General features: G+C 59.1%; 22 protein-coding genes. 9 read left to right on the plus strand and 13 right to left on the minus strand.

Annotation, left to right across the window (positions count from 1 at the left end):
• The 7 genes from Q0O99_RS15085 to Q0O99_RS15115 all read left to right on the plus strand — a co-directional run.
• A partial coding sequence (locus Q0O99_RS15085; protein WP_293752800.1) for an ABC transporter permease occupies positions 1-478 on the plus strand: 478 nt, incomplete at its 5' end.
• 10 nt (positions 479-488) lie between these two features.
• Positions 489-1,349 carry an ABC transporter permease gene (locus Q0O99_RS15090; protein WP_293752801.1) on the plus strand — a complete coding sequence of 287 codons (861 nt, stop codon included), beginning with the start codon at positions 489-491 and terminating at the stop codon, positions 1,347-1,349.
• Between the two features lie 14 nt (positions 1,350-1,363).
• Complete coding sequence (locus Q0O99_RS15095; protein WP_293752802.1) at positions 1,364-1,585, plus strand: acetyl-CoA carboxylase biotin carboxyl carrier protein subunit; 222 nt, start codon at positions 1,364-1,366, stop codon at positions 1,583-1,585.
• 50 nt (positions 1,586-1,635) lie between these two features.
• On the plus strand, positions 1,636-3,363 hold the full coding sequence (locus Q0O99_RS15100; protein ID WP_293752803.1) for an AMP-binding protein: 1,728 nt from the start codon (positions 1,636-1,638) through the stop codon (positions 3,361-3,363).
• Between the two features lie 326 nt (positions 3,364-3,689).
• A complete protein-coding gene (locus tag Q0O99_RS15105; protein WP_293752804.1) occupies positions 3,690-5,120 on the plus strand; it encodes an 8-oxoguanine deaminase in 1,431 nt (476 codons plus the stop codon).
• A 54-nt stretch (positions 5,121-5,174) separates the two neighbouring features.
• Positions 5,175-5,444: a prevent-host-death protein gene (locus Q0O99_RS15110; protein WP_293752805.1), complete on the plus strand. Its 270-nt coding sequence runs from the start codon at positions 5,175-5,177 to the stop codon at positions 5,442-5,444.
• A 6-nt stretch (positions 5,445-5,450) separates the two neighbouring features.
• On the plus strand, positions 5,451-5,765 hold the full coding sequence (locus Q0O99_RS15115; RefSeq protein ID WP_293752806.1) for a CcdB family protein: 315 nt from the start codon (positions 5,451-5,453) through the stop codon (positions 5,763-5,765).
• A 50-nt stretch (positions 5,766-5,815) separates the two neighbouring features.
• Here the strand turns inward: Q0O99_RS15115 and Q0O99_RS15120 are convergent, their stop codons facing one another.
• Together Q0O99_RS15120 and Q0O99_RS15125 are read right to left on the minus strand one after the other, a co-directional pair.
• Positions 5,816-6,814, minus strand: coding sequence for a tripartite tricarboxylate transporter substrate binding protein (locus Q0O99_RS15120; RefSeq protein ID WP_293752807.1), 999 nt, complete (start codon positions 6,812-6,814; stop codon positions 5,816-5,818).
• A 9-nt stretch (positions 6,815-6,823) separates the two neighbouring features.
• A complete protein-coding gene (locus Q0O99_RS15125; protein WP_293752808.1) occupies positions 6,824-7,870 on the minus strand; it encodes an LLM class flavin-dependent oxidoreductase in 1,047 nt (348 codons plus the stop codon).
• A gap of 160 nt (positions 7,871-8,030) precedes the next feature.
• Here Q0O99_RS15125 and Q0O99_RS15130 point away from each other — a divergent pair, with 160 nt between their 5' ends.
• On the plus strand, positions 8,031-9,089 hold the full coding sequence (locus tag Q0O99_RS15130) for an Ldh family oxidoreductase (protein WP_293752809.1): 1,059 nt from the start codon (positions 8,031-8,033) through the stop codon (positions 9,087-9,089).
• 111 nt (positions 9,090-9,200) lie between these two features.
• On the opposite strand, the gene Q0O99_RS15135 is transcribed toward Q0O99_RS15130, so the two are convergent.
• The 5 genes from Q0O99_RS15135 to xdhC form a co-directional block, all read right to left on the minus strand.
• Complete coding sequence (locus tag Q0O99_RS15135) at positions 9,201-10,694, minus strand: tripartite tricarboxylate transporter permease (RefSeq protein WP_293752810.1); 1,494 nt, start codon at positions 10,692-10,694, stop codon at positions 9,201-9,203.
• Positions 10,695-10,753: 59 nt separating this feature from the next.
• Positions 10,754-11,227: a tripartite tricarboxylate transporter TctB family protein gene (locus Q0O99_RS15140; RefSeq protein WP_293752811.1), complete on the minus strand. Its 474-nt coding sequence runs from the start codon at positions 11,225-11,227 to the stop codon at positions 10,754-10,756.
• Positions 11,228-11,235: 8 nt separating this feature from the next.
• Entirely contained in the window at positions 11,236-12,219 is a 984-nt protein-coding gene (locus Q0O99_RS15145; RefSeq protein WP_293752812.1) for a tripartite tricarboxylate transporter substrate binding protein, read from the minus strand.
• Between the two features lie 159 nt (positions 12,220-12,378).
• Positions 12,379-13,590: a urate hydroxylase PuuD gene (locus Q0O99_RS15150; protein WP_293752813.1), complete on the minus strand. Its 1,212-nt coding sequence runs from the start codon at positions 13,588-13,590 to the stop codon at positions 12,379-12,381.
• A 177-nt stretch (positions 13,591-13,767) separates the two neighbouring features.
• Positions 13,768-14,556, minus strand: coding sequence for a xanthine dehydrogenase accessory protein XdhC (gene xdhC, locus Q0O99_RS15155; RefSeq protein WP_293752828.1), 789 nt, complete (start codon positions 14,554-14,556; stop codon positions 13,768-13,770).
• Positions 14,557-14,662: 106 nt separating this feature from the next.
• Between xdhC and Q0O99_RS15160 the strand changes: the two genes are divergently transcribed.
• A complete protein-coding gene (locus tag Q0O99_RS15160; RefSeq protein ID WP_367185253.1) occupies positions 14,663-15,286 on the plus strand; it encodes a hypothetical protein in 624 nt (207 codons plus the stop codon).
• A 40-nt stretch (positions 15,287-15,326) separates the two neighbouring features.
• Here Q0O99_RS15160 and Q0O99_RS15165 read toward each other — a convergent pair whose 3' ends face one another.
• The 6 genes from Q0O99_RS15165 to Q0O99_RS15190 form a co-directional block, all read right to left on the minus strand.
• The gene (locus Q0O99_RS15165) at positions 15,327-16,553 is read right to left on the minus strand and encodes an MFS transporter (protein ID WP_293752814.1); all 1,227 of its coding nucleotides are present in this window, start codon (positions 16,551-16,553) and stop codon (positions 15,327-15,329) included.
• 117 nt (positions 16,554-16,670) lie between these two features.
• Positions 16,671-17,906 (minus strand): MFS transporter, encoded by a 1,236-nt coding sequence (locus tag Q0O99_RS15170; RefSeq protein ID WP_293752815.1) that lies wholly within the window; start codon positions 17,904-17,906, stop codon positions 16,671-16,673.
• 117 nt (positions 17,907-18,023) lie between these two features.
• On the minus strand, positions 18,024-18,206 hold the full coding sequence (locus Q0O99_RS15175; RefSeq protein WP_293752816.1) for a hypothetical protein: 183 nt from the start codon (positions 18,204-18,206) through the stop codon (positions 18,024-18,026).
• A 74-nt stretch (positions 18,207-18,280) separates the two neighbouring features.
• Complete coding sequence (gene xdhB / locus Q0O99_RS15180; RefSeq protein ID WP_293752817.1) at positions 18,281-20,665, minus strand: xanthine dehydrogenase molybdopterin binding subunit; 2,385 nt, start codon at positions 20,663-20,665, stop codon at positions 18,281-18,283.
• Positions 20,666-22,141 (minus strand): xanthine dehydrogenase small subunit, encoded by a 1,476-nt coding sequence (xdhA, locus tag Q0O99_RS15185; RefSeq protein WP_293752818.1) that lies wholly within the window; start codon positions 22,139-22,141, stop codon positions 20,666-20,668. It abuts the gene before it with no gap.
• 126 nt (positions 22,142-22,267) lie between these two features.
• Positions 22,268-22,813, minus strand: a complete 546-nt coding sequence (locus Q0O99_RS15190; protein WP_293752819.1) for a thermonuclease family protein — start codon at positions 22,811-22,813, stop codon at positions 22,268-22,270.
• Between the last annotated feature and the right edge of the window lie 83 nt (positions 22,814-22,896).

Genomic DNA, 22,896 nt, shown 5'->3' on the forward strand with positions numbered 1-22,896 from the left:
TTTTGCTTTGGACATGGCCTGGTTTCCGGTCACAGGATCTCTCGTATTCAGTTCAGACCCCTTGGGTGCTATCCACCATGCCACCTTACCTGCACTTGCCTTGGCCGCCGGAGGGATTGCTGAAGTTTCTCGACAGCTTCGCGGCTCACTCATGGAACTTTTACAGTCACAACAAGTAAGAACTTTGCATGCCAAAGGTTTATCGCCGATGCGAATTTTGTGGAAGCACGGCATGAAGAATGTCGGTGTGAATTTGCTCACCGTATTGACCTTGATGGCCAACCGTATGCTGGCCGCAACAGTGGTAATTGAGGCAGTTTTTGCCATCCCGGGTATGGGCAGCTTGATTGTGAAAGCAGCGCTCCAGCGGGACTTCCCGGTGGTGCAAGGTGTCGTGCTGGCGATGGTGGTGATTGTGTTGCTACTGAACTTGTTGGCAGATCTTTTGTACGGGGTCATTGACCCCAGAGTGAAGTGATATGAAGGAAATGGACACCATCTCCAGGCCTAGCGGTTTGCAATGGCTTATTCAATGGCTGCAGCGCGATAAGCGGGCAGCGCTGAGCTTCGTATTTCTTTTGACCTTGCTGTTTGTTTCACTCACAGCTGAATGGATCGCACCGCACTCCCCCACTGAGCAGCACCTGAGCAACACATTGGCTGCGCCATCGAAGTTGAATTGGCTTGGAACGGATGACTTGGGCCGTGATATTTTCAGCCGATTGTTGTATGGTGCGCGAGCTGCTTTGTACGCCAGTTGCTTGGCCGTTTCGATTGCGGTGTGTTTGGGCGTACCCATTGGAATCTGGGCTGGATACATGGGCGGCTGGCTCGATGAGTTGGTAGGGCGCATGATCGACACCTTGTTGTCTTTTCCTGCCATCGTGCTGGCCATTGCTGTGACTGGGGCACTGGGCATTGGGCTGACCAACGGCATGATCGCCGTCGGCATCGTATTTGCTCCACAGTTGGCACGTTTGGCACGGGCTAAAACTCTAGTGGTTCGGCAAGAGTTGTATGTTGATGCGGCACGCTGTTTTGGCTCGTCAACTCGACATATTTTGTGGCATCACATCCTTCCAAATGCGTTGCAACCCGTGTTGGTGCAAGTCACTATTTTGCTTGCAGGAGCTCTGCTGGCAGAGGCCAGTCTGAGTTTTCTCGGTTTAGGCATTCAGCCTCCTGATCCGAGCTGGGGCGCGATGCTTGCTCGTGCGTATCAGAGCATGGAAATTGCGCCAGAGCAAATGTATGCACCCGGCATTGCAATTTTGCTGACCGCCATGGCATTCAACAGTTTGGGTGAGTCATTACGCAAAGTGCTGGATCCAACAAATCAACGACTTTAATTTCAGGAACTGACATGCCAAATTTGAACATCACCTCTGAAGTTGCGGGTCAAGTCTGGAAGATCCAAGCCGCTGTGGGCCAACGCGTTGCTACGGACGAAAGCGTGATGATCATCGAGGCCATGAAGATGGAAATCCCCATCGACGCTCCCCGTGCTGGTGTGATCATGGAAATAACAGTACATGAAGGTGAAACGATCAAAGAGGGGCAAATCGTGGCCCGCTTAGAAGCATAGATTTTTGCGCAACATTGACCGGATGAAATGTACAACTTAGGAGTATGGGCATGACACCGCAAGCATTATTTGACGACATGGTGGCTCAGGGCGATATTGTCTTGGACAAGCTCGACGAATGTGCATTACGTATGCCCGACAAGGTTTATATCTACTACGGCGAAGACAATATTCAAGTTACTTTTTCTGAATTCAAAAAAAGAACCGATCGCATGGCAGCGGGCTTGATTGAGATGGGAGTCCAGCCAGGTCAATCTGTGAGTGTGTTGACTAGAAACTCGCTGGTAAGCGCTTTGGCTATGTACGCGATTTGGCGTGCAGGTGCAGTTTTTGCACCGGTGAATTTTAATTTCCGTGGTGCATTGTTGCAATATCAGCTCAACGATACGGCACCCTTCGCTTTGATCACAGATCCTTCATTTGCTGAAATTTTGAATGAGATTGCAACGGAAGTGCAATTGCAGCGGCTGATTGTGCACCACCCTCAAGCATCAGATCATGATTACATAGCCACCGAAAATGCGCCAATGGACGCGCGGTTTGAGTGTACCGATTTAAGCCGATTACAAGCTTGCTCTGCCCCCTTGCCACAGATGGTACGCAGTCCCTTTGACATTGCCAATATCGTTTACACCTCTGGTACCACTGGTCCCTCCAAGGGCGTTGTGCAACCATTTCGCTGGATGAATCATTACAGTTATCCCTTGCGCATGGCGACGACAGCTGACGATATCTTGTATTGTGATTTGCCGATGTACCATGTCGGCGGAGCGTTTGCTGTGGTGACAAAGGCCATCTGGTTAGGCAACACGGTGGGGTTGTGGGACAAGTTCAGCCCCACCAAGTTTTGGGATCGCATTGCCCAATGCCAGGCCAGTTGTTGTATTTTGTTGGATGTGATGATCCCCTGGTTAATGAGTGCAAAACCGTTGCCATCAGATAAAGCCAACTCACTCAATAAGGTGCACATGCAGCCTTTGCCTGCAACTCACAATGAAGTAGCCACACGTTTTGGTATCGATTTTGTGAGCTGTGGCTTTGGTCAAACTGAATCTGGTGTTGGCTTCACAGGGATCATCGATGAGTTGGGTGATATCCAAGGCACACCGGTCAGTATGTGGAAGGGGCTGCACAAAAAAGACTACGTCGCTTCATGCAAGTCCTCAGGACGTCTGGTGGTAAATGGGCGTGAGCCGCTACCTAAAGGTTTCATGGGCTTGCCAAACCCCTTGTTGGAAGTCGCAATTTTGGATGAGGATGACAACGCATGTCCTCCGGGTGTGGTGGGACAACTGGCGTTCCGGCCCCGGTTTCCAGGTTTGCTGCTGGACTCGTATTTTCGCAAACCCGATGTCACGATCAGGGTGTTGCGCAACTGCTGGTTTCACACCGGCGACGCTTGCAAAGAAAGTACCGATGGATCAGGTACCTATTTGTTCATTGACCGAATGGGCGGTTTTTTCCGTGTGCGAGGCGAAAACGTTTCCTCATATGAAGTTGAGTTTTTGATCGCCAGTCATCCTAGCGTGAGAGCCTGTGCTGCGGTTCCTTTGCCTGCACTTGTTGGTGACGAAGACGACATTGCCGTATTCGTTGAGTTGAAAGAAGGCTTGACTCTGTCTGAGTCTCAATTGCGTGTCCACGTCATTAAAGTAATGCCCAAATTCATGCAGCCAAAACATATACGGTTTGTCACTGCGCTTCCAATAACACCGACCAACAAAATCGAGAAGTACAAGCTAAAGCAGCTCATTTTGAGCGAGCTGAAATTGACCTGATTAGCTTTATCTGAAACGCAAAAAAATTCCAAAAGCTCTTTAATGTCTTTATGCGCCGTGCTTACCACTTAACTTTTTGGCTCCCCAGTGGAAGTGCCATGTGAAAAATGTATTTACTCCGCCCCACAGACCACTAAGTCAGGCTCTAGACCAAGTGCATATCAGCGCTGTGCGTGATGAACACCATGGTGCGTACCACACCCCCGTAAAATTGTTCCACTGCACAGCCCGGGACGCGCGGCAACGTGGTGCTCGCCCTCCCCGCTTTTTGCGGGCACCAGGGGATTCGGCCGCGACTTGTTTCACCCCTTGCCCAGGACAAGTCCATGCTCACGCTGCTAATCCACCGCGCCCGCTGCATCGCCACACAAGACGATGCCAGAAATGAGTTCAATGACGCCTCGCTCTTGATCCGCGATGGCCGCATCGAACGCATCATCCCCGCCACTCAAAACACCGACGAACTGGTCAAACAGGTGGATGAAGTGATCGACGCCCGCCGCCATGTGGTGGTGCCGGGGCTGATCAACACGCACCACCACATGTATCAATCGCTCACACGGGCGATTCCGAGCGTGCAAAACGCCGAGCTGTTTTCTTGGCTGCAAGGCCTATACCCGATCTGGGTGGGCCTCACGCCCGAGATGGTGCGTGTTTCAAGCCAAGTGGCCATGGCCGAGCTGTTGCTGAGCGGCTGCACCACCAGCAGCGACCATCTCTACATCTATCCCAATGGCGTGCGGCTGGACGACAGCATCGAAGCGGCGCACACCATGGGCATGCGCTTTACCGCCACACGCGGCAGCATGAGCGTGGGCGAGTCGCAAGGCGGTCTGCCGCCCGACAGCGTGGTCGAAAAAGAGCCCGCCATCTTGAAAGAAACCCAGCGCCTGATTGAAAGGTGGCACGACGCCAGCTACGGCGCGATGACGCATGTGGCCGTCGCCCCCTGCTCGCCCTTCAGCGTGAGTCAGGACCTGATGCGCGAATCGGCAAAGCTCGCCCGCGCCCACGGCGTGCGTCTGCACACCCATTTGGCCGAAAACGACCACGACATTGCGTACACCCGCGAGAGGTTCAACTGCACGCCCGCCCAATACGCCGAGGACCTAGGCTGGGTGGGCCACGACGTGTGGCATGCCCATGGTGTGAAGCTGGACGACGAAGGCACGTATTTATTTGCCCGCACGCGCACCGGCATCGCCCACTGCCCCTGCAGCAACATGCGCCTAGCCAGCGGCATCTTGCCCCTGCGCAAAATGCTCGACGCGGGCGTGCCGATTGGCCTGGGCGTGGACGGCAGCGCCAGCAACGACGCGGCGCACCTGCTGAACGAGGCCCGACAGGCCATGCTGCTGGCGCGTGTGGGCAGGGCCATGGAAGCACCGCGCGTCGAAGACGGGCGCACCGTGTTTAGCTGTGACCGCGGCCCCGCCGAGATGACACCCCGCGACGCGTTGCGCCTGGCCACACGCGGCGGCGCCGAAGTGCTGGGCCGTGCGCACGAGCTGGGGCAGATCAAAGAAGGCTTTTGCGCCGACATTGCCCTGTTCCGAACCGACACGCTCAGCATGGCGGGCGGTGCAGTGCATGACCCAGTGGGCGCGCTGCTGCTGTGCGCGAGCGACAACGCGGACTTCACCATCGTCAACGGACGCGTGGTGGTGCGACAAGGTGAGATTGCAACGGTGGACATGGGGCCGTTGATTGAGCGGCACAACCAGCTGGCCATGCGGTTGGCGTTAGGGGCAGCTTAAGTTTCCACACTCTAGACACCTTTAGCTAAAATAGCCAACACTCAGGAGCTCACCATGCAAATCACCGCCACCGAAGCCAAAAACCGTTTTGGCAGCATTTGCGCCCTTGCCAAGCGTGAACCCGTTTTTGTAGAAAAAGCGGGGCAAATAGACACCGTCATTTTGTCGGCTGAGCAATACCGGACGTTGCAAGCCAACCAAAACAGCAGCAGCTTGGCGGCACGCAAAAAGAAGTTTGAAGCCGAGTTTGGCGATTGGATTACCGCGCAAAACACTTGGGTAGAAAAGCAAGGCATCCCCGGTGCCGACTTGCGGCCTTGGTAAAACGCCATGGCGCAGTTTGATGTTTACGCCAATCCCAGCGAGAGCGCTGCGCACGGCATTCCCTATGTGGTGGTCGTCCAAAGCGACTTGCTGGATGCATTGGCCACACGCATGACCATTCCTTTGGCCACTGTTGAGTTTGCAAAAAAGTCACCTGACAAACTTTGCCCCATGGTCAAAGTCAACGGCCAGCGCCTGCGCGCACTGGCCCACTACACGGCACCCTTGCCCGCGCGCAGCTTACGGCAAGTGGTGGGCAATTTGGCACCGCAAGCCAGCACACTGATTGCGGCGATGGACGTGGTGGTTTCAGGGGTTTAGCCTCCGAACACCTTTTGCACGCCGCCAGCTCGGTGCTGGGCCTGGTGGTTTCAGCTATCAGCCTTCACGCCGACTTCCTGAATCAAGGTCTTCCAGCGCATCAGGTCTTCGCGCAAAAAACGGGCAAAAGCATCCGGGCCCAGGCCCGTGGGCTCCAGCCCCTGACCGCGCAAAGCCTCCATCACTTCTGGCAAGGCCAGTATTTGCGCCGTGTCTGCGGCAATTTTGTCCACGATGCTGCGTGGGGTGCCCGCGGGTGCCAGCATGCCAAACCAACCACTGGTGTCCATCTTGGCCACACCCGCCTCACCAAATGTGGGGACCTCAGGCAAAACCTTGGATCGGACCGCACCCACCAAGGCCAGTGCGCGGACACGCCCGCTCTTGATGTGGGGCATGGCGGTCCCAATGGAGTTGAATGAACTCACCACCTGCCCACCCATCAGGTCAACCATCGATGCCGATTCGCCTTTGTAGGGGATGTGCGTCAAATCGATGCCCGCGCCTCGCTTGAGCGTTTCGCCATAGATGTGAAATGAGGAAGCATTTCCAAAGGAGGCATAGTTCAACGGCGCACCACTGGCCTTGGCGGTCTTGGCGCCTTGGATGAATTCAGCAATGGTTTTGTAGGGCGAATCGCTGCGCACCAGCAAGACCACTTCTGAGCGGATGAACTGAACAATGGGTGTGAAATCTCGCTCAGGGTCCCATGGCACCTTGGGCAACAAAGCAGGCGCCTGAACCAAGGATGTGAAGGTCGACAGCAAGGTGTAACCATCGGCCGGTGCACGGGCCACGAAATCGGTGCCAATCACCGTGGTGGCGCCGGGCTTGTATTCCACCGTGACGGGTTGGCCCCAACGAATCGCCAGCTTTTCAGCCACCATGCGCGTCACCCGGTCAGGACTCCCAGCGGGCAGACTGGGCATGATGATCTTGACAGGCTTGGTGGGCCACGCATTGGCCGTTTGGGCAAGCGCATGCGGGCCAGAACCTGCGATGGCAAGGGCCAGGAGCGCCCGAATCAAAGTGCTGCGTTGGTGATTCATGGTGAAGCCTCAGTGGGGTTGCAAAGCATCGGTATGCTCAAGAATCCAGGGCATGACATCCGATGCAAACAAAGAAACCGACCGCTTGGAGTCGGCAAAAGGCAGGTCGCCAAAGGCAAAACGCGTGAGCACAAAATTGATGCCAGAGACCTCGATTTGATGCAGCAACTGCTCGCGCACAGTTTCAGGCGTGCCTGCCAACGCGCGGCCTGCGCCCGCCAATTCGTCCCAAGTGGATGGAAAGTACGCACCGGGCTTGGTGCCGTGTTTCTCCCACAGGTACATGAAGCTTTGGTACCAACGTGTGTAAGCCTGGCGCGCAAGATCGTTGGCTTCTTTGTCAGTCGCAGCGATCACCATGTGCCGCGTGGTCCCCATCAAGGGCAACGCGTCAGGGCTGTGGCCAGCAGCGGCCCACTCTTCGCGGTAACGGTCTGTGATCGCGCGCATGCGGTCCAGGGGGGCATTGCCCACCACATTGCAACGGTTGGCCACGCACCAGCTGACACCATTGGGGTCACCCACCCCGTACCACAAAGGCGGGTGCGGGGTTTGCAAAGGTGCCAAGGTCATGGGCACGTCTTTGTACTGGTAAAACTTGCCTTCGTGGGTCAATTCAGGCGTGGCTGAACGACCCGCCTTCAAAGCCTTCATCAGCACCTCATAGGACTCTAGGTAACGTTCATGGGCCTCGTCCGGGTTGACACCGTAATAACCCAGCTCATAAGGCGAGATGCCTCGGCCCACACCCAATTGAAAACGACCACCGCTCAAATGGTCGAGCATGCAGACTTCTTCGGCCAGCCTCAAGGGGTGGTAAAGGGCCAAGGTGTACACCAATGGCCCAAACAGCAAGCGCTTGGTTCTTTGTGCCACAGCCGAATGGAACACAGACGGCGAAGGTGACATGCCCAACGGCGTGGCATGGTGTTCAGCCGTGAGGTAGACGTGGATACCCACCCTGTCGTATTCCTCAATCAGTTGAAGTCGCTCTTCATAGAAATCCCTGAGCAGCAGTCCACTGTGGTCAAGGTGGTCAAAAACGCCGAATTTCATATAGAAATCTCAGTCATGAGTCTGGGCAAAATAGCGCTAGCACTCTCTGGCAGCAGTATCAGGTATTCACGGCGAATGGACTCGCGTGGAAACCCTAGCCATGCCTTGGCATGAACCACACCGAGTCCGCGGCGAGACAGCACATCCGAAGCTTCTTTTTATGATGCAGCCCATGAACTATGCCGTCTCTGACCTTCTGGCTTTTGCCGACCAACTTTTACAGTCTGCCGGCCTGCCGCCGGACAAGGCGCAGGCTGTAGCCGACGTTTTGCTGGAAGGCGATTTGCTGGGTCACACCACGCACGGCCTGGGCTTGTTGGCCCCCTATCTGGCTGAACTGGAAGCGGGCAAGATGACAAAAGACGGCCAACCCGTGGTGGTGTCGGACTTTCCAGCCGCCGTCACCTGGGATGGACAACGCCTGCCCGGCCCCTGGCTTGTGCTGCAAGCCATCGAACTGGCCACACAACGCGCCCGCACCCAAGGCACTTGCACCGTGGTCATCCGGCGCAGCCACCACATTGCCTGTCTGGCGGCCTACCACCAGCGTGTGACCGATCAGGGTTTCATGATGCTGCTGCACTGCTCAGACCCCAACACCGCCAGCATCGCGCCCTTTGGCGGGCTGGACCCGGTGTTCACACCCAACCCGATGTCGGTGGGCATTCCCACTTCGGGCTTGCCGGTGCTGATCGACGTGTCCACCTCGTCCACCACCAACGGCATGACCAACCGCCTGCACAAAGAAGGCGGCTTGCTGCCCGCCGAGTGGGTGATGGATGGCCATGGCCAGCCCAGCCGCGACCCGGCGGTGCTGTTCAACGAACCCAAGGGCACCATCTTGCCGCTGGGCGGCATGGACTCGGGCCACAAGGGCTATGGCCTGAGCTGGATGGTGGAAGCCTTGACCGGCGGGCTGTCAGGCCACGGCCGGGCCGATGCCCCCGAGGGCTGGGGGGCCACGGTGTTTTTGCAGATCATCGACCCCCGCGCTTTCGCAGGTCCAAGCGCCTTCCACACGCAGATGGACGAAGTGTCACGCCAATGCCATGCTGCGCGGCCCGCACAGCCCGACCGCTGGGTGCGCACGCCAGGCGAGCGCGGCCTGAAGCTCAAAGCCGACAGCGCAGCCCAAGGCCTGGCGCTGTACCCGAACATCATGCCCATGCTCTTGCCTTGGGCCGAAAAACTCAAAATCGCAGCACCCCATCCCATGTGAGGTCTGATGAAAGGCATGATCTTCAGGTGGCCCACTGCCACCCGTTGCCGACCAAAGGCCAGCCCACCCTGAACCCTGAACCCTGAACCCTGAACCCTGAACGCTCAACGCCTAACGCCCCGGCGCTGGTTGGCGCAACGTACGCAAGAGCAGCGGTGCAAACCAGACCAACGCCGTGAGAATGGCCAGGCACAGCGCAATGGGCCGGGCCACAAAAGCCATCAAATCGCCGTTGGACTTGATCATCGAGGTGATGAAGTTCTCCTCCAGCATGCCGCCCAACACCACGCCCAAAATGGCCGGCGCTGTCGGGAACTTGTTGGCCTCCAGCACATACGCCAGGATGCCGGCGACCAGCATCACGCCGATCTGAAACACCGAGTTGTTGATGGCAAACGTGCCCACCACACAAAACAGCAAGATCATCGGCATCAAGATTTCACGCGGCACCTTGAGGATGCGCTTGGCCACCTTGATGCACAAAATGCCCAAGGGAATCATGATGAGGTTGGCCAAGATGAACAGCAAAAACACCGCGTAAATGTTTTGCGGGTTGGTGGTGAACAAGGTCGGGCCGGGGTTCATGTTCTTCATGTACAGCACGCCGATCACAATGGCCGTGATCGAGTCACCCGGAATGCCAAACACCAAGGCCGGAATCCACGCACCGGCCAAGGCGCTGTTGTTGGCCGAGCCCGATTCCACAATGCCTTCCACATGCCCGGTACCAAATTTCTCGGGCTCCTTGGAAAACTTCTTGCTCACGGCATAAGACATCCAGGCCGCGATGTCAGCGCCTGCCCCCGGCAAAGCGCCCACGGCGGTGCCCAGCACACTGCCTCGCAAAATCTGTTTGGGGTATTTCTTGGCCAGCGCCCATTGGCCCTTGAGCACACCGCCCACCTCTTCCACCACCAACTCAGCAGGCGGGCTGGTGTCCACCACGTAGCGGATGATTTCGGAGATGGCGAACATGCCGATCATCATGGCGATCATGCCGATACCGCCCGACATTTCGGTGCTGCCAAAGGTAAAGCGTGGAAAACCGGCCGGATTGCCCAAGCCCACGCACGCCACCAGCAAGCCCAAGAACAACATCATCAGCCCCTTGACCGGGGAACCGGTGGAAATGAAGACCGCGCAAGTCAGGCCCAGCAGCACCAACCAAAAATACTCGAATGAGCTGAAATTCAGTGCAAAGTCGGCCAAGGCAGGCGCAGCCACGATCAGCACCGCCGTGCCAAACAAGCCCCCCACCGCCGAGAACACCAAACCTGCGCCCAGCGCTTTTTCGGCCTGACCTTTGCGGGTCATGGCAAAGGCTTCGTCGGTGTAGGCGGCCGATGCCGGTGTGCCCGGAATGCGCAACAAACAGCCCGGAATGTCCCCCGAAAAAATCGCCATGGCCGTGGCCGTGACCATGGCCGCCACCGCGGGGATGGGCGGCATGAAGAAGGTCACGGGCACCAACAGCGCAGTGGCCATGGTGGCGGTCAAGCCCGGCACCGCCCCGACAAAAAGGCCATAAAAGGCGGCGAGCACCATCACCATCAAGGTGTAGGGCTCGAACACCATCGAAAAAGCTTGGCCAATGGCTGTCCACATGGAACTCGGCTCCTCAGACTGTCACAGTCGTTTGGGTAAAAAAGAGTGGGTCAATGCCCTTACCAGGCGATGGGCGTCAAGATGCCCCACGGCAAGGGCACGCGCAGCAATTTGTAAAAAGCAAAGTGAACCACCACAGTGGCCACCACCGCCCAAAAGACCGAACGGCCCCATGCCACTTGCAATGATCTGAACAAGGTCACTAGCATCAAAAATGCGGTGATGAAAAATCCCAGCTCATCTGATAACAAGATGTAAAACACCACCGAGCCCAGCAAGGCGACCAGCGCCTGGGTGTGCCGTGGCGAACGCACCCAGTCTTCCCACTCAAGCCATGCGCCATTCGCGCGATCACGCCAGCCTTGCCAGACCAGCAAGGCCCCACCCACACACAGGCCCACCGCAATCAAGCCCGGAAACAAGGCAGGGCCGACCGGCTGGCCCGGAATGTTGGGGTAAGCACGCACGGCCCAGAGCACCGCAGCGCCCAAGGCCATGAGCACAAAGCCCCAAAAAGCGTCGTTGATTTTCATGCGCAGGCTTACTTGACCAGGCCCACAGCTTTCATGGTGACGCCCATTTCGGCATCGGACTTGGCCATGAATTTGGCCATGTCATCCGGCCCGCCATAAATCACACCCAAGCCACGGCTGGTCATGAAGTCGTTGTAATCCTTGCTGGCCACGGCCTTGCGCACGGCTTCGGCCAGCCTGGTTTGAATCGGCGCTGGCAAGCCTTTAGGGGCCAGCACGCCGCGCCAGGCCGCCATGGTCCAGTTGCTGCCTGTGGCCGATTTGAGGGTCGGCACATTGGGGTACAGCGTGGAAGGCTTGGCGTCCATGATGGCCAGACTCTTGACCTTGCCCGCATCGATCAGCGAACGCGCTTCGGGCAGGGACACCGGAGCCACTTCCACACCACCCGCCACCATGTCTTGCAAGCCTGGCGCTGCGCCGTTGCTGGGCACCCAAGGCAATGCAGCCGGGTCGATTTTTTGGTCGAGCAACAAACCGGCAATGGCCAAATGCCAGATACCGCCTTGGCCCGTGCCAGAGGCTTTGAACTTTCCGGGGTTGGCCTTGATGGCGGCCAGCAACTCGTTCACGTTTTTGTAAGGCGAATCGGCGCGCACCTGAATGCCAGCCGGGTCGGCATTGACCAAACCGATGGGCGTGTAAGAGGCGCCCGTCAATTGGGTCAGACCCTGCCAGTGCATCATGCCAATTTCGACTGTGGCCAGGCCAATGGTGTAACCGTCAGCGGGTGCCGAAGCAATGGCCGCATGGCCCACCACTCCGCTGCCGCCGGTGCGGTTAACGACGGTGACGGGTTGGCCGAGGTCTTTCTCGAGCAAGCTGGCCACGATCCGGGCCACGGCATCGGTGCCGCCACCTGCGCCCCAAGGCACGATCATGGTGATGGGGCGAACGGGATAATTTTGTGCGGCAGCAGGCAGGGCAGCTGCCAAACAAGCCAAGCCAGCAACAGCGCTGGCAACCAAAGTACGGCGTGAGCGATTGAACATGGGTGTCTCCTTGTGATTTGAACAGCCGGGCCCAAAAGGGCCTGCTGGGTCCAAGATATACCCATTCGATCGTCATACCAATAGGGTCAACCATAGCCCCAGTAACTCAGGCGACTGTCGCGTGCACCCCTCATGCCGGCCTCGACAATGGCCAACCCTTCAGTCCAGCTTGGCCCCCGCCACAAACCAGCGCCCGATCAAGACCCGGTCTTCTTCGGTCAGGCCGGTGGCATTGCCCATGGGCATTTGCTTGGTCACCACCACTTGTTGGTAGACGTTTTGCGCGTGAAGCTTGATTTGCTCAGGACTGTCCAAGCGGACGTTTTTCATTTGCACCTGAGCGTTGTGGCACGACAGACAATGCTGACTGACGAGGCTTTGCACCTGGGCAAAGCTCACGGGTGACACGGGTGCTGTTGACACTTTGGGGGCAGCTGGTTTCAGGGCCACGATCACACCCAAAATCATCACCACGCCCACCGCCGCAAAAGGCCAAGGATTGGCGGCGCGGCCCAGGTGAAAGGCATGGCGCTGAACAAAAAACTGGCGAATCAAGGCACCGGCGAGCATCATCACAAACAGCAGCACCCAGCGGTGCTCGTGCGTGTACAAAAAGCTGTAGTGGTTGCTCAGCATTGCAAAGATGACGGGCAGCGTGAAATAAGTGTTGTGCACGCTGCGCTGCTTACCGCGCTTGCCGTGGATGGCCAGCGCATTGGCGTCATAGGATCCACCGGACGTCATGGCAGCCACCACCTTGCGCTGGCCGGGGATGATCCAGAAAAACACATTGGCGCTCATGGCGGTGGCGATCATGGCGCCTACCAGCAAGAAGGCAGCTCGGCCTGCAAACAGCTCGTTGGCCAGCCAGGCACAAAACGCCACGACCACGATCATCAGACCCGCCACGATCAGCTCGCCGTTTTTTCGAAAGCCAAACACGCGGCAGATGGTGTCGTAGACCAACCAAAAGGCCACCAGCATGCCCACTGCGGCAGAACCCGCCATCACCGGGGTCCAGTCCATCAGCGACTTGTCGATCAGGAAAGTACCCGCGTTGTAAAGGTAGAGCACCGTGAACAGCGCAAAACCAGTCAACCAAGTGGAATAGGCTTCCCAATAAAACCAATGGAGCTTGGTGTGAATGACCTTGGGGGCCACCATGTACTTTTGCGGGTTGTAAAAACCGCCGCCGTGCACCGCCCACATGGCGCCGCCCACGCCTTTTTCCAGCAGGTCAGGTGAGTTTGGTTTTTGCAGGTTGTTGTCGAGAAAGACAAAGTAGAACGAGGAGCCAATCCAGGCGATGGCGGTGATGACGTGCACCCATCGCAGCAACAAATTGGCCCATTCCAGAAAATACGATTCCATGAAGGATTCTCCAACCTGCTCACCACCGCGGGCCCTGTGAGCGGGTATTCGGTCGCGAACATGAACCCGAAGATCCTTGCGCCGCTGCGACCAGTGCACCGAAGTGTATACAGTTTACATTCAGGATTCCAGTCCCCCCTTTGGCTTGGGGGCCTAGGGGAAACCAGCATCACAACTTCAAAGGGTTTGCAAGAGTTGCGCCGCCACCGCCACAGCGATGACCTCCGGTTCCTTGCCCGCGATACCGGGAACGCCGATCGGGCAAGTGATGCGGGCGATTTCTTCGGCCGCAAAGCCCCGTTCTTCCAAGCGGTGCCTGAAGGTGGCCCATTTGGTCTGGCTGCCAATCAGGCCCACAAAGGGCAAATCATTCCGCTCGCGCAAGCGCTTGAGGCAAGCCACCACGATGTCGAGGTCTTCTGCATGGCTGAAACTCATGATCAGCACCCGGCTGCACGGGGCCAGATCGGCCACGGCAGCTTGCACCGGGTTGGAGTGCTCGCAATCCATCCCATCGGGCACATCGGCCGGAAAAATCTCGTCGCGGCTGTCGATCCAGCGCACCGAAAAAGGCAAAGGCGCCAGGGCGTTCACAATCGCTCGGCCCACATGGCCACCGCCAAAAAGCGCCAGCGGGGTGCGCGGCGGCATCAAGGCGGTGCGCAAACGCGCCACGTCGCCCGCGTCCACTCGCTCCAACAGCAATTCCACCACCCCGCCGCAGCACTGCCCCAAGCTGGGGCCCAGCACCTGACGAAAGTGAGTAGGCACCAACTCCCCTGCCAGTAACCGACGTGCCTGCGCCAAGGCCTGAAATTCCAGATGACCGCCACCAATCGTGCCCTCTTCGCCTCGGGCAAACACCAGCATGTGGGTGCCCGGCCCACGCGGCACTGAGCCCTGGGTGGCTTGCACACTCACCCGCACCGCCGACTCATTGGCCAACCGATTCAACGCCACCATCATCCAGTTCACACACGCACCCCTTTGTCAAATGGCCACTCGCCAAGGCCTGTGGTCAATGCCACAATCACGCCCGAACACCGAGTATGCCAAGGAGAGGACCCGATCTATGCCAGAGGCACCCCAACACCCGCACCCGCAACATGCCCCGCGCCGCACCGTTTTGTCGCGCAGCTTGCTGGCCCTGGGCACCGTGGTCCTGGGCTGGCTGAGCGGCTGCAGCGCGCCCCCGACCGCCAAACCCACCCCACGCCCTGCCACCAGCCAGGTCGACGGCACCCCCGCCCTACCTGCCCTACCTGCCCTACCCGCCCTACCTGCCCTACCCGCCACGACACCGCCTGACACCGTGGCCCCACCCGCCAAGACTGCCGCAGCCCCCAGCCCCGTCAAATCGGCCGCACGCAACGCCAAGGATTACCGCAAGGACGCCGCCAGCCACCTTTATGCCCGGCACAGCCAAAGCATTTACAAAGGCCGCCTGCCCCCCATGTTGGAGGCGGTGGGTGTACTCAACGTGGACATCGACCGGCACGGCTCAGTCAAATCGGTGCAATGGATGCGTGCACCCCGGCATGTGCCGCAAGTGATGCAACAAATCGAACGCATGGTCAAAGCCGCAGCCCCCTACCCCGTGCCACAGCACATGAGCCAGGTCACCTACACCGATGTGTGGCTTTGGCACAAAAGCGGCAAGTTTCAGCTCGACACCCTGACCGAAGGCCAGGACTGATCAGACGTCTGAGCTGCGCTAAGGCCTGGCACGCTCTGGCTCAGGCCGGCGTCGTCTGCTCGTGCGCCGCCCCAGGCAGCAAAGTCAAAATGAGCGTGGTGGCCACCGAAAAACCCGCCAGCAACAAGAGCGAACTGCCAAAGCCCATGGCCTTGACCACCGGCCCCAAGGCCCAGACCGACAAGGAACTCACCGCGAACGACACGCCCAGGCGCATGCCCGAAACGCGCGAGCGCAGGCGGTCGTCTACGTAGCGGGCGATCATGAAATCGGTGAAGGGAATCGCCCCAAAGATGAACACCATCACCCCAATCAGCGCCGCAAACAGCCACCAGCCCTGCGCCTGCGAGGCCAGCACCAGCATGGGGATCTGCGCCATCACCATGAACATGAAAAAGTGCTTGAGCGGGAAACGGTTGATCAGGTGCCCCACCACCAACTGGGCCACCGAGGCCACGGCGTAAACCAAGGCCAGCAACAGGCCCAAGCTGGCAGGGTCTTCCATCACCCCCAGAAAGCGCTCGGTGATCAACGGCCCGTTGCCGTTGGTGGTGAAGTTGAACAGCACGCTGCTGGTCACAGCCGCAGCCGTCATGACCACCAAAGCGCGGGCCAGCATGGGCGCGGGCAGGCTCACCTTGGCGCCGCCCTTGCGCTTGGCAGGTGACAAGACCTCTTGGGGGCAAGTGCGGGCAAACACCCAGCCGCACAACAGCGCCACCACGCCGGGCAGAACAAAAGCCGCACGCCAGCCGAACCACTGGATCAAAAAACCGGTGAGCAAGGCCGCCACCGCCACGCCCAAGTTACCCGCCAGGCCGTTGAAGCCAATGGTGGCACCGGGGTTGGACGAGCGCTCGAGCAACATGGGGATGCCCACCGGGTGGTAGATGGATGCGAACACGCCGATCAGCGTGAGGCTGATGGCCAGTTGCCAAGGCGTTTGGGTGAACGCCGTGAGGATGGACGCCGTACCAATGCCAAAAAAGAAGATCAGCATCATGCTGCGGCGGCCCCACAAATCGCCCAAGCGACCCGCCGGCAAAGAGCCCAGACCGAACATGAAAAAAGCCCCTGCGCCATAGGGCATCAGGTCTTGCCATTGGGCCAAGCCCATGTCGGTGGCAATGGTGCTGACCGCCGCTGCAAAAATCAGCAAGAACAAATGGTCCAAGGCGTGCGCGATGTTGAGCAGGCCCCGCACCACGCGGGGGTGGTCATCGGGTGGTTCGGGCACAGGGGCGGCAGAAGAGGTCAAGGTGGTCATGGTCAATTTCAGCTTTCAGGTCTGGCTACGGTCAATCCGACCCTGCACGCGCACTGTGCGCCCAAGGCCGTTTGAAGGCTGTCGCTTGGGTCACAGCGGGGGCTCATCGTGGGTGCGTCACAAAGGCGCATTGGCCGGGGCTTTGCGGTCCCAAATGTGCGCACGCCAGTACACCGCCATGGCACCGGTCAACAGCAGCCCCAGGGCCGAATACATGCTGGCTGTGGCGACATAGCCCCAACGGCCAATCAGCGGGCCCGACAGCAAAAGGCCCAATGGCAAACCCCAGATGGCCAACATGCGCATGCCCATCACCCGACCCCGGTAAGCGGGCTCTGTGGCGCGCAGCATCACGGCGGCCAGCGGCGTCATGCTCAGGCTTTGCGCCAGGCCTGCCAAGCACAGCAAGGCCATGCCCACGCCCAGATGGGTGCTGAAGGCAAACAGCACATCCACCGCAAACCACACCGCCCCGGCCAGCACCATGGTTTGCGCGGCGCGAAACGCAAAACGGTGCGAACTCAGCACCACCGAGCCCACCAGGCCCCCAAAGGCAAAGCTGGCGCCCAGCCAGCCGAGACCCGTCTGGTCGGTCAGGTAAATATTTTTGGCCACATAGGGCAGCAAGCCCAAAGAGAAGGGAAAGGCCAACAGATTGACTAAGAAGGCCAGCGCCATGGCCGCTATCAGCACCGGGCGCGTCCACACATAGCCAAAGGCCAGCTGCAAATCGCGGATCAGCGACACGCGTGGGGCATCCCTGACAGCAGTTTGCGCAGGCCCACCCGAAACGCCGCGTGACAGCACAAAGCTGAGCATATAAAGCGCGGTGATGAGCGCGTAAGCCCAGGTCATGCCCAGCCATGCGACCACACCCGCACCGGCCAATGCGCCAGCGATGCGGGCCGAATCCGAGGTGATGCGCGAAATGCCCAACGTGCCCAGCAAATGCCGGGGCGGCAGGGTCTGCGCGATCAAGGCGTGGCGCATCATCATGTCCGAGGGGCGCACCAGGCCCGCCAAAGCAGCCATGATCAGTACGATCATGGGGGTAAGGGCTTGCAACCAGGCCAGCAGCATGAAGGCGGCGGCCAGCAAGGCATACAGGGCCCGCGACAACACCAGCATGCGCCGATAACCGAGTCGGTCGCCCGCCACGCCAAACATGGGCGAGACCAAAGAGCCCAGGTACTGCAAGGAGCCAAACACCACCAGCATCATGACCGAGCCCGACTCGACCAGGATGAACCAGCCCAGCACGATGGTCTCCATCTCCATAGCCCAGGACGTGGTCAGATCGGCAGGCCACTGAAAGCGAAAACTCCGGACCCGGAACGGGTCGCGCCAGTGCATGGCGGGTGGAGTTTCAGCCGTCGTCGTGCCTTGGCTCACAACCGCGGCCCGGTGAAGAACAAAGTGTGGAGAAACAGCGCACAGCGGCCAGGGTACGGGCGCAGGCAACTCATGCGCTCAGTCCTGCCCAGCGCGAGGTGATTGCGGGGTGGTGTCGCTCTTGGCCAGGGGGTCTGGCTGCGCCGCAGGCTCGGGCATGAAGCACATCTTCTCGCCATCCCATCGCTGGCCGCACCAGCACAGGCCTTCGGCGTTGATGATGCAAGTGCCGGTGCCGCAGCACCGTGGATCGTCTGACATGGGCCTGCTCCTGTTGACTGGGTGAATCCAAGTGACAGATGCCTGAAACCGCTTCAGGCATCTTGCTCAAAACCTCACAGCCCTGCTGTCGCCTTGACTTTTTCGCAAGCCATCAGGATGCGCTCAGGCGTGGCCGGGGCGTCCATGTAAACCACGGCCTTGTGATCGGCACTGGCCGCTACCGCATCGCGCAGGGCGAAGAAGGTGGACAAACCCAGCATCAACGGCGGCTCGCCCGTGGCCTTGCTGTTGAACGGCGTGGGCTTCATGTTGGCGTTGTCAAACAGCGTCACCTTGAAGTGCTCTGGAATGTCGCCCGCCACCGGAATTTTGTAGGTGCTGGGGCCGTGCGTCAGCAGCTTGCCCCGGCCTTTGCCATTCGCGTCACCACGAAGGTCCCAAATGCACTCTTCCATGGTCAGCCAGCCCATGCCTTGCACGAAAGCGCCTTCAATCTGGCCTTTGTCCAATGCGGGGTTGATACTGCGGCCCACATCGTGCACGATGTCCACGGCCAAGAGCCTCCACTCGCCGGTGCGGGTGTCGATCTCCACTTCACTCACGGCAGCGCCATAGCAGTAGTAGTAGAAAGCACGGCCGTTCAGGGTCGCGAAGTCGTATTTGATTTCGGGCGTCATGTAAAAGCCCGTGACCGACAAGCCCACACGTTCCATATACGCTTGCTTGGTCACCTCAGCCCACTTGACAGACTTACCGCCGCCATGCAGTTCATTGTTGGCAAAGCTCACGTCATCGGGCTGGCAGCCCAACATGCGGGCCGCGACAGGCTTCAAGCGTTCGCGCATTTGCATCGTCGCGTTCATGATGGCCGCGCCGTTGATGTCGGCACCACTCGATGCCGAGGTGGCCGAAGCATTGGGCACTTTTTGCGAGTCGGTGGCGGTGATGCGCACCTTGTCCACGCTGATGCCCAAACCATCGGCACACACCTGCGCCATCTTGGTGTTGAGACCCTGACCCATTTCGGTGCCGCCGTGGTTGCAACTGACCGAGCCGTCCATGTAAATCACCAGCAGCGCGCCGCCTTGGTTCAGGTGGGTGGCGGTGAAGCTGATGCCGAACTTCAAAGGCACCAGCGCCATGCCGCGCTTGCGGGTTTTGCTCTTGGCGTTGAAGGCTTGCACCTCGGCGCGGCGCTCGGCGTATTTCGATTCCTGCTCCACCTGGTCGATCACTTGGTCGCCCACCCAGTCTTCAATCAACTGGTTGTATTGGGTGGTCATGGTGTCGGGTGTGCCGCTGATGGCAGGGTCTTTGTAGAGGTTGAGCTTGCGCACGTCCAAGGGGTCTTTGCCCAAAGTCATGGCGATCTCGTCCATCACCGTCTCGATGCCAAACATGCCTTGCGGGCCGCCAAAGCCACGAAACGCGGTGGCGCTTTGGGTGTTGGTTTTGCAACGGTGGCTCAGCAGCTTGAGAGCGGGCAGGTGGTAGGTGTTGTCGATGTGCAGGCAAGCGCGGTCGTTCACCGGACCCGAGTAATCGGTGCTGTAGCCGCAGCGCGACATGAGGGTGATGTTGGCGCCCAAGACCCGGCCGGTGTCGTCAAAGCCCACTTCGTAGTCGATGCGGAAATCGTGGCGTTTGCCGGTGATGGTCATGTCGTCGTCGCGGTTGACGCGCAGCTTGACCGGCTTTTGCAGTTTGAACGCGGCCAAAGCAGCACTCTGGCTGAAGATGCTGGCGTTGCCTTCTTTGCCACCAAAGCCACCACCCATGCGGCGGCAAATCACCTCCACATCGTTGGTGTGCAGGTTCAGGGCGTGCGCGGCTTCGCGTTGGTTACCGTCGGGGTGCTGGGTCGACACATACAGCGTGAGCTGGCCGTCTTCTTTGGGCACCGCATAAGTGATCTGACCTTCCAGGTAAAACTGCTCTTGCTGGCCGGTGCGGGTCGTGCCCTTGATCATGTGGGGCGCGTTGGCGATTGCCGCCGCTGCGTCGCCACGCGTGATGCCTTTGGGGGGCATGATGAAGCTGTTCGCCGCCATCGCCTCCTCGATCGTCAAGATGGGCGTGAGTTCTTTCACCAGCACCTTGGCTTTGTGGGCGGCTTCGCGGGCATACAGCATGTCGCGCGCCACAACCACGGCCACGGCCTGACCCACAAACTCGACCTTGCCAGCGGCCAGGAACGGGTCGTCATGGATGATGGGGCCACAGTTGTTTTCGCCGGGGATGTCTTTGGCGGTGTAGACCGCCACCACACCGTGTTCCTTGAGGATGGCTGCGCGGTCAATGCCGTCGCCGATCAACTCGCCATGCGCCACAGGCGACAAAATGAGCGCGGCATACAAAGTGCCTGCATGCTCAGGAATGTCGTCAATGTAGGTGGCCGAGCCCGTGACGTGCAGGTGCGCGGACTCGTGCACCAGTTCTTTGCCTTGCTGAACACCGGAGACAGGCAACAGGTTTTTAAGAGCGGTAGGAGCGTTCATTCAAGCCACCTCATTCGTTTGTTCTTCGATGAATTCCAGAGCCAAGTTGCGGGCCACCAAAGCGCGGTAAGCCCATGTGGCACGCAAACCATCGCGGGCGGTGAAGCTGGCGGCAATCGCCGCATCCAGCTCGGCAGCTTTCACCTCGGATGGCACGCGACCCTCCAGCACGGCCTCCAGCTTGGGGGCGCGGCAGGGCGATGGGGCCAAGCCGTTGTAGGCCAGCTTCACACCGCTCAACTTGCCGTCTTTAAGCGTGTAGCTGATGGCCGCGCAAGTGGCCGAAATGTCTTGTTCAAAACGCTTGCTCACCTTGTGGGCGCGGAACACTTGGGCCCCCACGGGCTTGGGCAACTCCACGGCTTCGATGAACTCACCGGGCGCCATCACGTTTTTTTTCATGCCGGTGTAGAAGTTGTCCAACAACACCTTGCGGGTCTTCTCGCCGCGGCGCAGCACCAGGCTGGCACCCAGCGCCAGCAAGCAAGGCATGGTGTCGCCAATCGGCGAGCCGTTGGCGATGTTGCCTGCCAAAGTGGCAGTGGAGCGGATGGGCGGTGAGCCAAAGCGGCGCAGCACCTCGGTGAAGTCGGGATAGGCCTTGGCCACCAGCGCTTCCACCTGGGTCAGCGACACGGCAGCGCCAATGTGCCAGACCTTGTCGGTTTCTTTGACCTGACGCAGCTCGGCCACATTGCCCAAATACATGATGTGGTCGGGGCGGCTGAACTGCTTGTTCACCTGCAGGCCGATTTCGGTGCTGCCCGCCAGCAATGTGGTGGTGGGGTTCTTGACCAAATAGTCGGCGACTTCGGCCAAGGTGGCGGGCGAGACAAACTCGTTGCCCTTCTTGGTGCGCACCACCGGCTGCACGATGATGTCGCCGTCCAGGCTCAGGGTGGGCACGCTGGCGCGCTTGATTTCCTTGAGCAAAGGCAGATCAGCACTGTCATCGAGTTTGAGCGCCGCAGGCTTGGCGCAGGCCTTGGTGGCCGACTCGATGATCGGCTTGTAACCCGTGCAACGGCACAGGTTGCCGCTGAGCGCATCGGTGATTTGCTGGCGGTTGGGGGTGGGCAAGACCTGCACCAGGTTCACCAAGCTCATCACGATGCCAGGCGTGCAAAAACCACACTGCGAGCCGTGGCACTTGACCATCTCTTCTTGCACCGGGTGCATGCTGCCATCGGCTTTTTTCAGGCTCTCGATGGTTTTCACCGATTTGCCGTCCAGCGAAGGCAGCAGTTGAATGCAGGCGTTGGTGGCCACATAGTCCACCCCGGTGCCGGCTGCGTTGAGCTCACCCACCATGACCACACAGGCGCCGCAATCGCCTTCCGCGCAGCCCTCTTTGGTGCCGGTGCGGTGCAACTGCTCGCGCAGGTAATCCAGAACAGTGGTGGTGCGGCGCTTGCCTTGGGCTTCGACGATTTGGCCGTCGAGCACAAAACGCACGGTGTTGGTGACTTGGGTCATGGTGCGGGGATGTAGGTCAGTGAACGTTAAGACGTCGATTCTAAAGAAGCATCGCCAGCGTGGCAGTCTTTTTCGACGGATTAATCGGGATCTGACCCCAATTAATTAATCGGGGTCAGATCCCGATTAATTCGAAGCCCCGTCCCCATTGGGACACGCAGCGGGCACTTTGGCCTCCACCCCGTTGCGGTGCACCCAAGGGGCCACGGCGGGAGTGGCCCACAAACCTTTTTTGGCCGAACGGGCCGCTGCGTGTGCCGTTGCATAGGCTTGGCGTTGCCGAATGTCGATGTCGCATTTGTAGGCTTCGTAATACCAAGCCGCACCCGACGCCACTTGGTTCAAGTTGACCTGGCTGCAATCGGGCTTGAAGACGGTGCCCAGCACCCGGTCGTACTGGTCTTTTTGGGCATATGTGACGGTGACGCTCTGACCCAAGACCATGGCGGCCAAATGCGCCCGAGATTGTTGGCCATAGGCTTGGTCCAGCTCTGGGGCGTCGATGCTGGCCAGACGAATCGACTCACCGCACACGGTGATCGTGTCGCCGTCGTGCACCGATGTGACATTACCGGTGATGCGCAGCGTGCCCACGCTCACGCCACAATGCGTGTTGCCCGTGGGAGGGGCAAAACTTGCGCCATCCCCACCGCCGCATGCCGACAAAGCCATTGCAAAAATGAATATCAAAGACCTCACCATGACATCAGCTTAGCCGAGCGAGACCTGTGTGCAAAGCCAAGAATGGGGAAGTG

It is taken from the genome of Limnohabitans sp. Rim8, from assembly GCF_945901735.1.
Taxonomy (GTDB): domain Bacteria; phylum Pseudomonadota; class Gammaproteobacteria; order Burkholderiales; family Burkholderiaceae_C; genus Limnohabitans_A.

Coding starts and splice junctions, on each gene's coding strand:
- Q0O99_RS15100 (WP_293752803.1), top strand. CDS start 1,636: ATGACACCGCAAGCATTATTTGACGACATGGTGGCTCAGGGCGATATT.
- xdhC (WP_293752828.1), bottom strand. CDS start 14,556: ATGATGGTGGCGTTGAATCGGTTGGCCAATGAGTCGGCGGTGCGGGTG.
- Q0O99_RS15160 (WP_367185253.1), top strand. CDS start 14,663: ATGCCAGAGGCACCCCAACACCCGCACCCGCAACATGCCCCGCGCCGC.
- Q0O99_RS15120 (WP_293752807.1), bottom strand. CDS start 6,814: ATGAATCACCAACGCAGCACTTTGATTCGGGCGCTCCTGGCCCTTGCC.
- Q0O99_RS15115 (WP_293752806.1), top strand. CDS start 5,451: ATGGCGCAGTTTGATGTTTACGCCAATCCCAGCGAGAGCGCTGCGCAC.
- Q0O99_RS15175 (WP_293752816.1), bottom strand. CDS start 18,206: ATGTCAGACGATCCACGGTGCTGCGGCACCGGCACTTGCATCATCAAC.
- Q0O99_RS15165 (WP_293752814.1), bottom strand. CDS start 16,553: ATGACCACCTTGACCTCTTCTGCCGCCCCTGTGCCCGAACCACCCGAT.
- Q0O99_RS15105 (WP_293752804.1), top strand. CDS start 3,690: ATGCTCACGCTGCTAATCCACCGCGCCCGCTGCATCGCCACACAAGAC.
- xdhA (WP_293752818.1), bottom strand. CDS start 22,141: ATGACCCAAGTCACCAACACCGTGCGTTTTGTGCTCGACGGCCAAATC.
- xdhB (WP_293752817.1), bottom strand. CDS start 20,665: ATGAACGCTCCTACCGCTCTTAAAAACCTGTTGCCTGTCTCCGGTGTT.
- Q0O99_RS15125 (WP_293752808.1), bottom strand. CDS start 7,870: ATGAAATTCGGCGTTTTTGACCACCTTGACCACAGTGGACTGCTGCTC.
- Q0O99_RS15110 (WP_293752805.1), top strand. CDS start 5,175: ATGCAAATCACCGCCACCGAAGCCAAAAACCGTTTTGGCAGCATTTGC.
- Q0O99_RS15130 (WP_293752809.1), top strand. CDS start 8,031: ATGATGCAGCCCATGAACTATGCCGTCTCTGACCTTCTGGCTTTTGCC.
- Q0O99_RS15135 (WP_293752810.1), bottom strand. CDS start 10,694: ATGTGGACAGCCATTGGCCAAGCTTTTTCGATGGTGTTCGAGCCCTAC.
- Q0O99_RS15140 (WP_293752811.1), bottom strand. CDS start 11,227: ATGAAAATCAACGACGCTTTTTGGGGCTTTGTGCTCATGGCCTTGGGC.
- Q0O99_RS15190 (WP_293752819.1), bottom strand. CDS start 22,813: ATGGCTTTGTCGGCATGCGGCGGTGGGGATGGCGCAAGTTTTGCCCCT.
- Q0O99_RS15095 (WP_293752802.1), top strand. CDS start 1,364: ATGCCAAATTTGAACATCACCTCTGAAGTTGCGGGTCAAGTCTGGAAG.
- Q0O99_RS15145 (WP_293752812.1), bottom strand. CDS start 12,219: ATGTTCAATCGCTCACGCCGTACTTTGGTTGCCAGCGCTGTTGCTGGC.
- Q0O99_RS15170 (WP_293752815.1), bottom strand. CDS start 17,906: ATGCACTGGCGCGACCCGTTCCGGGTCCGGAGTTTTCGCTTTCAGTGG.
- Q0O99_RS15150 (WP_293752813.1), bottom strand. CDS start 13,590: ATGGAATCGTATTTTCTGGAATGGGCCAATTTGTTGCTGCGATGGGTG.
- Q0O99_RS15090 (WP_293752801.1), top strand. CDS start 489: ATGGACACCATCTCCAGGCCTAGCGGTTTGCAATGGCTTATTCAATGG.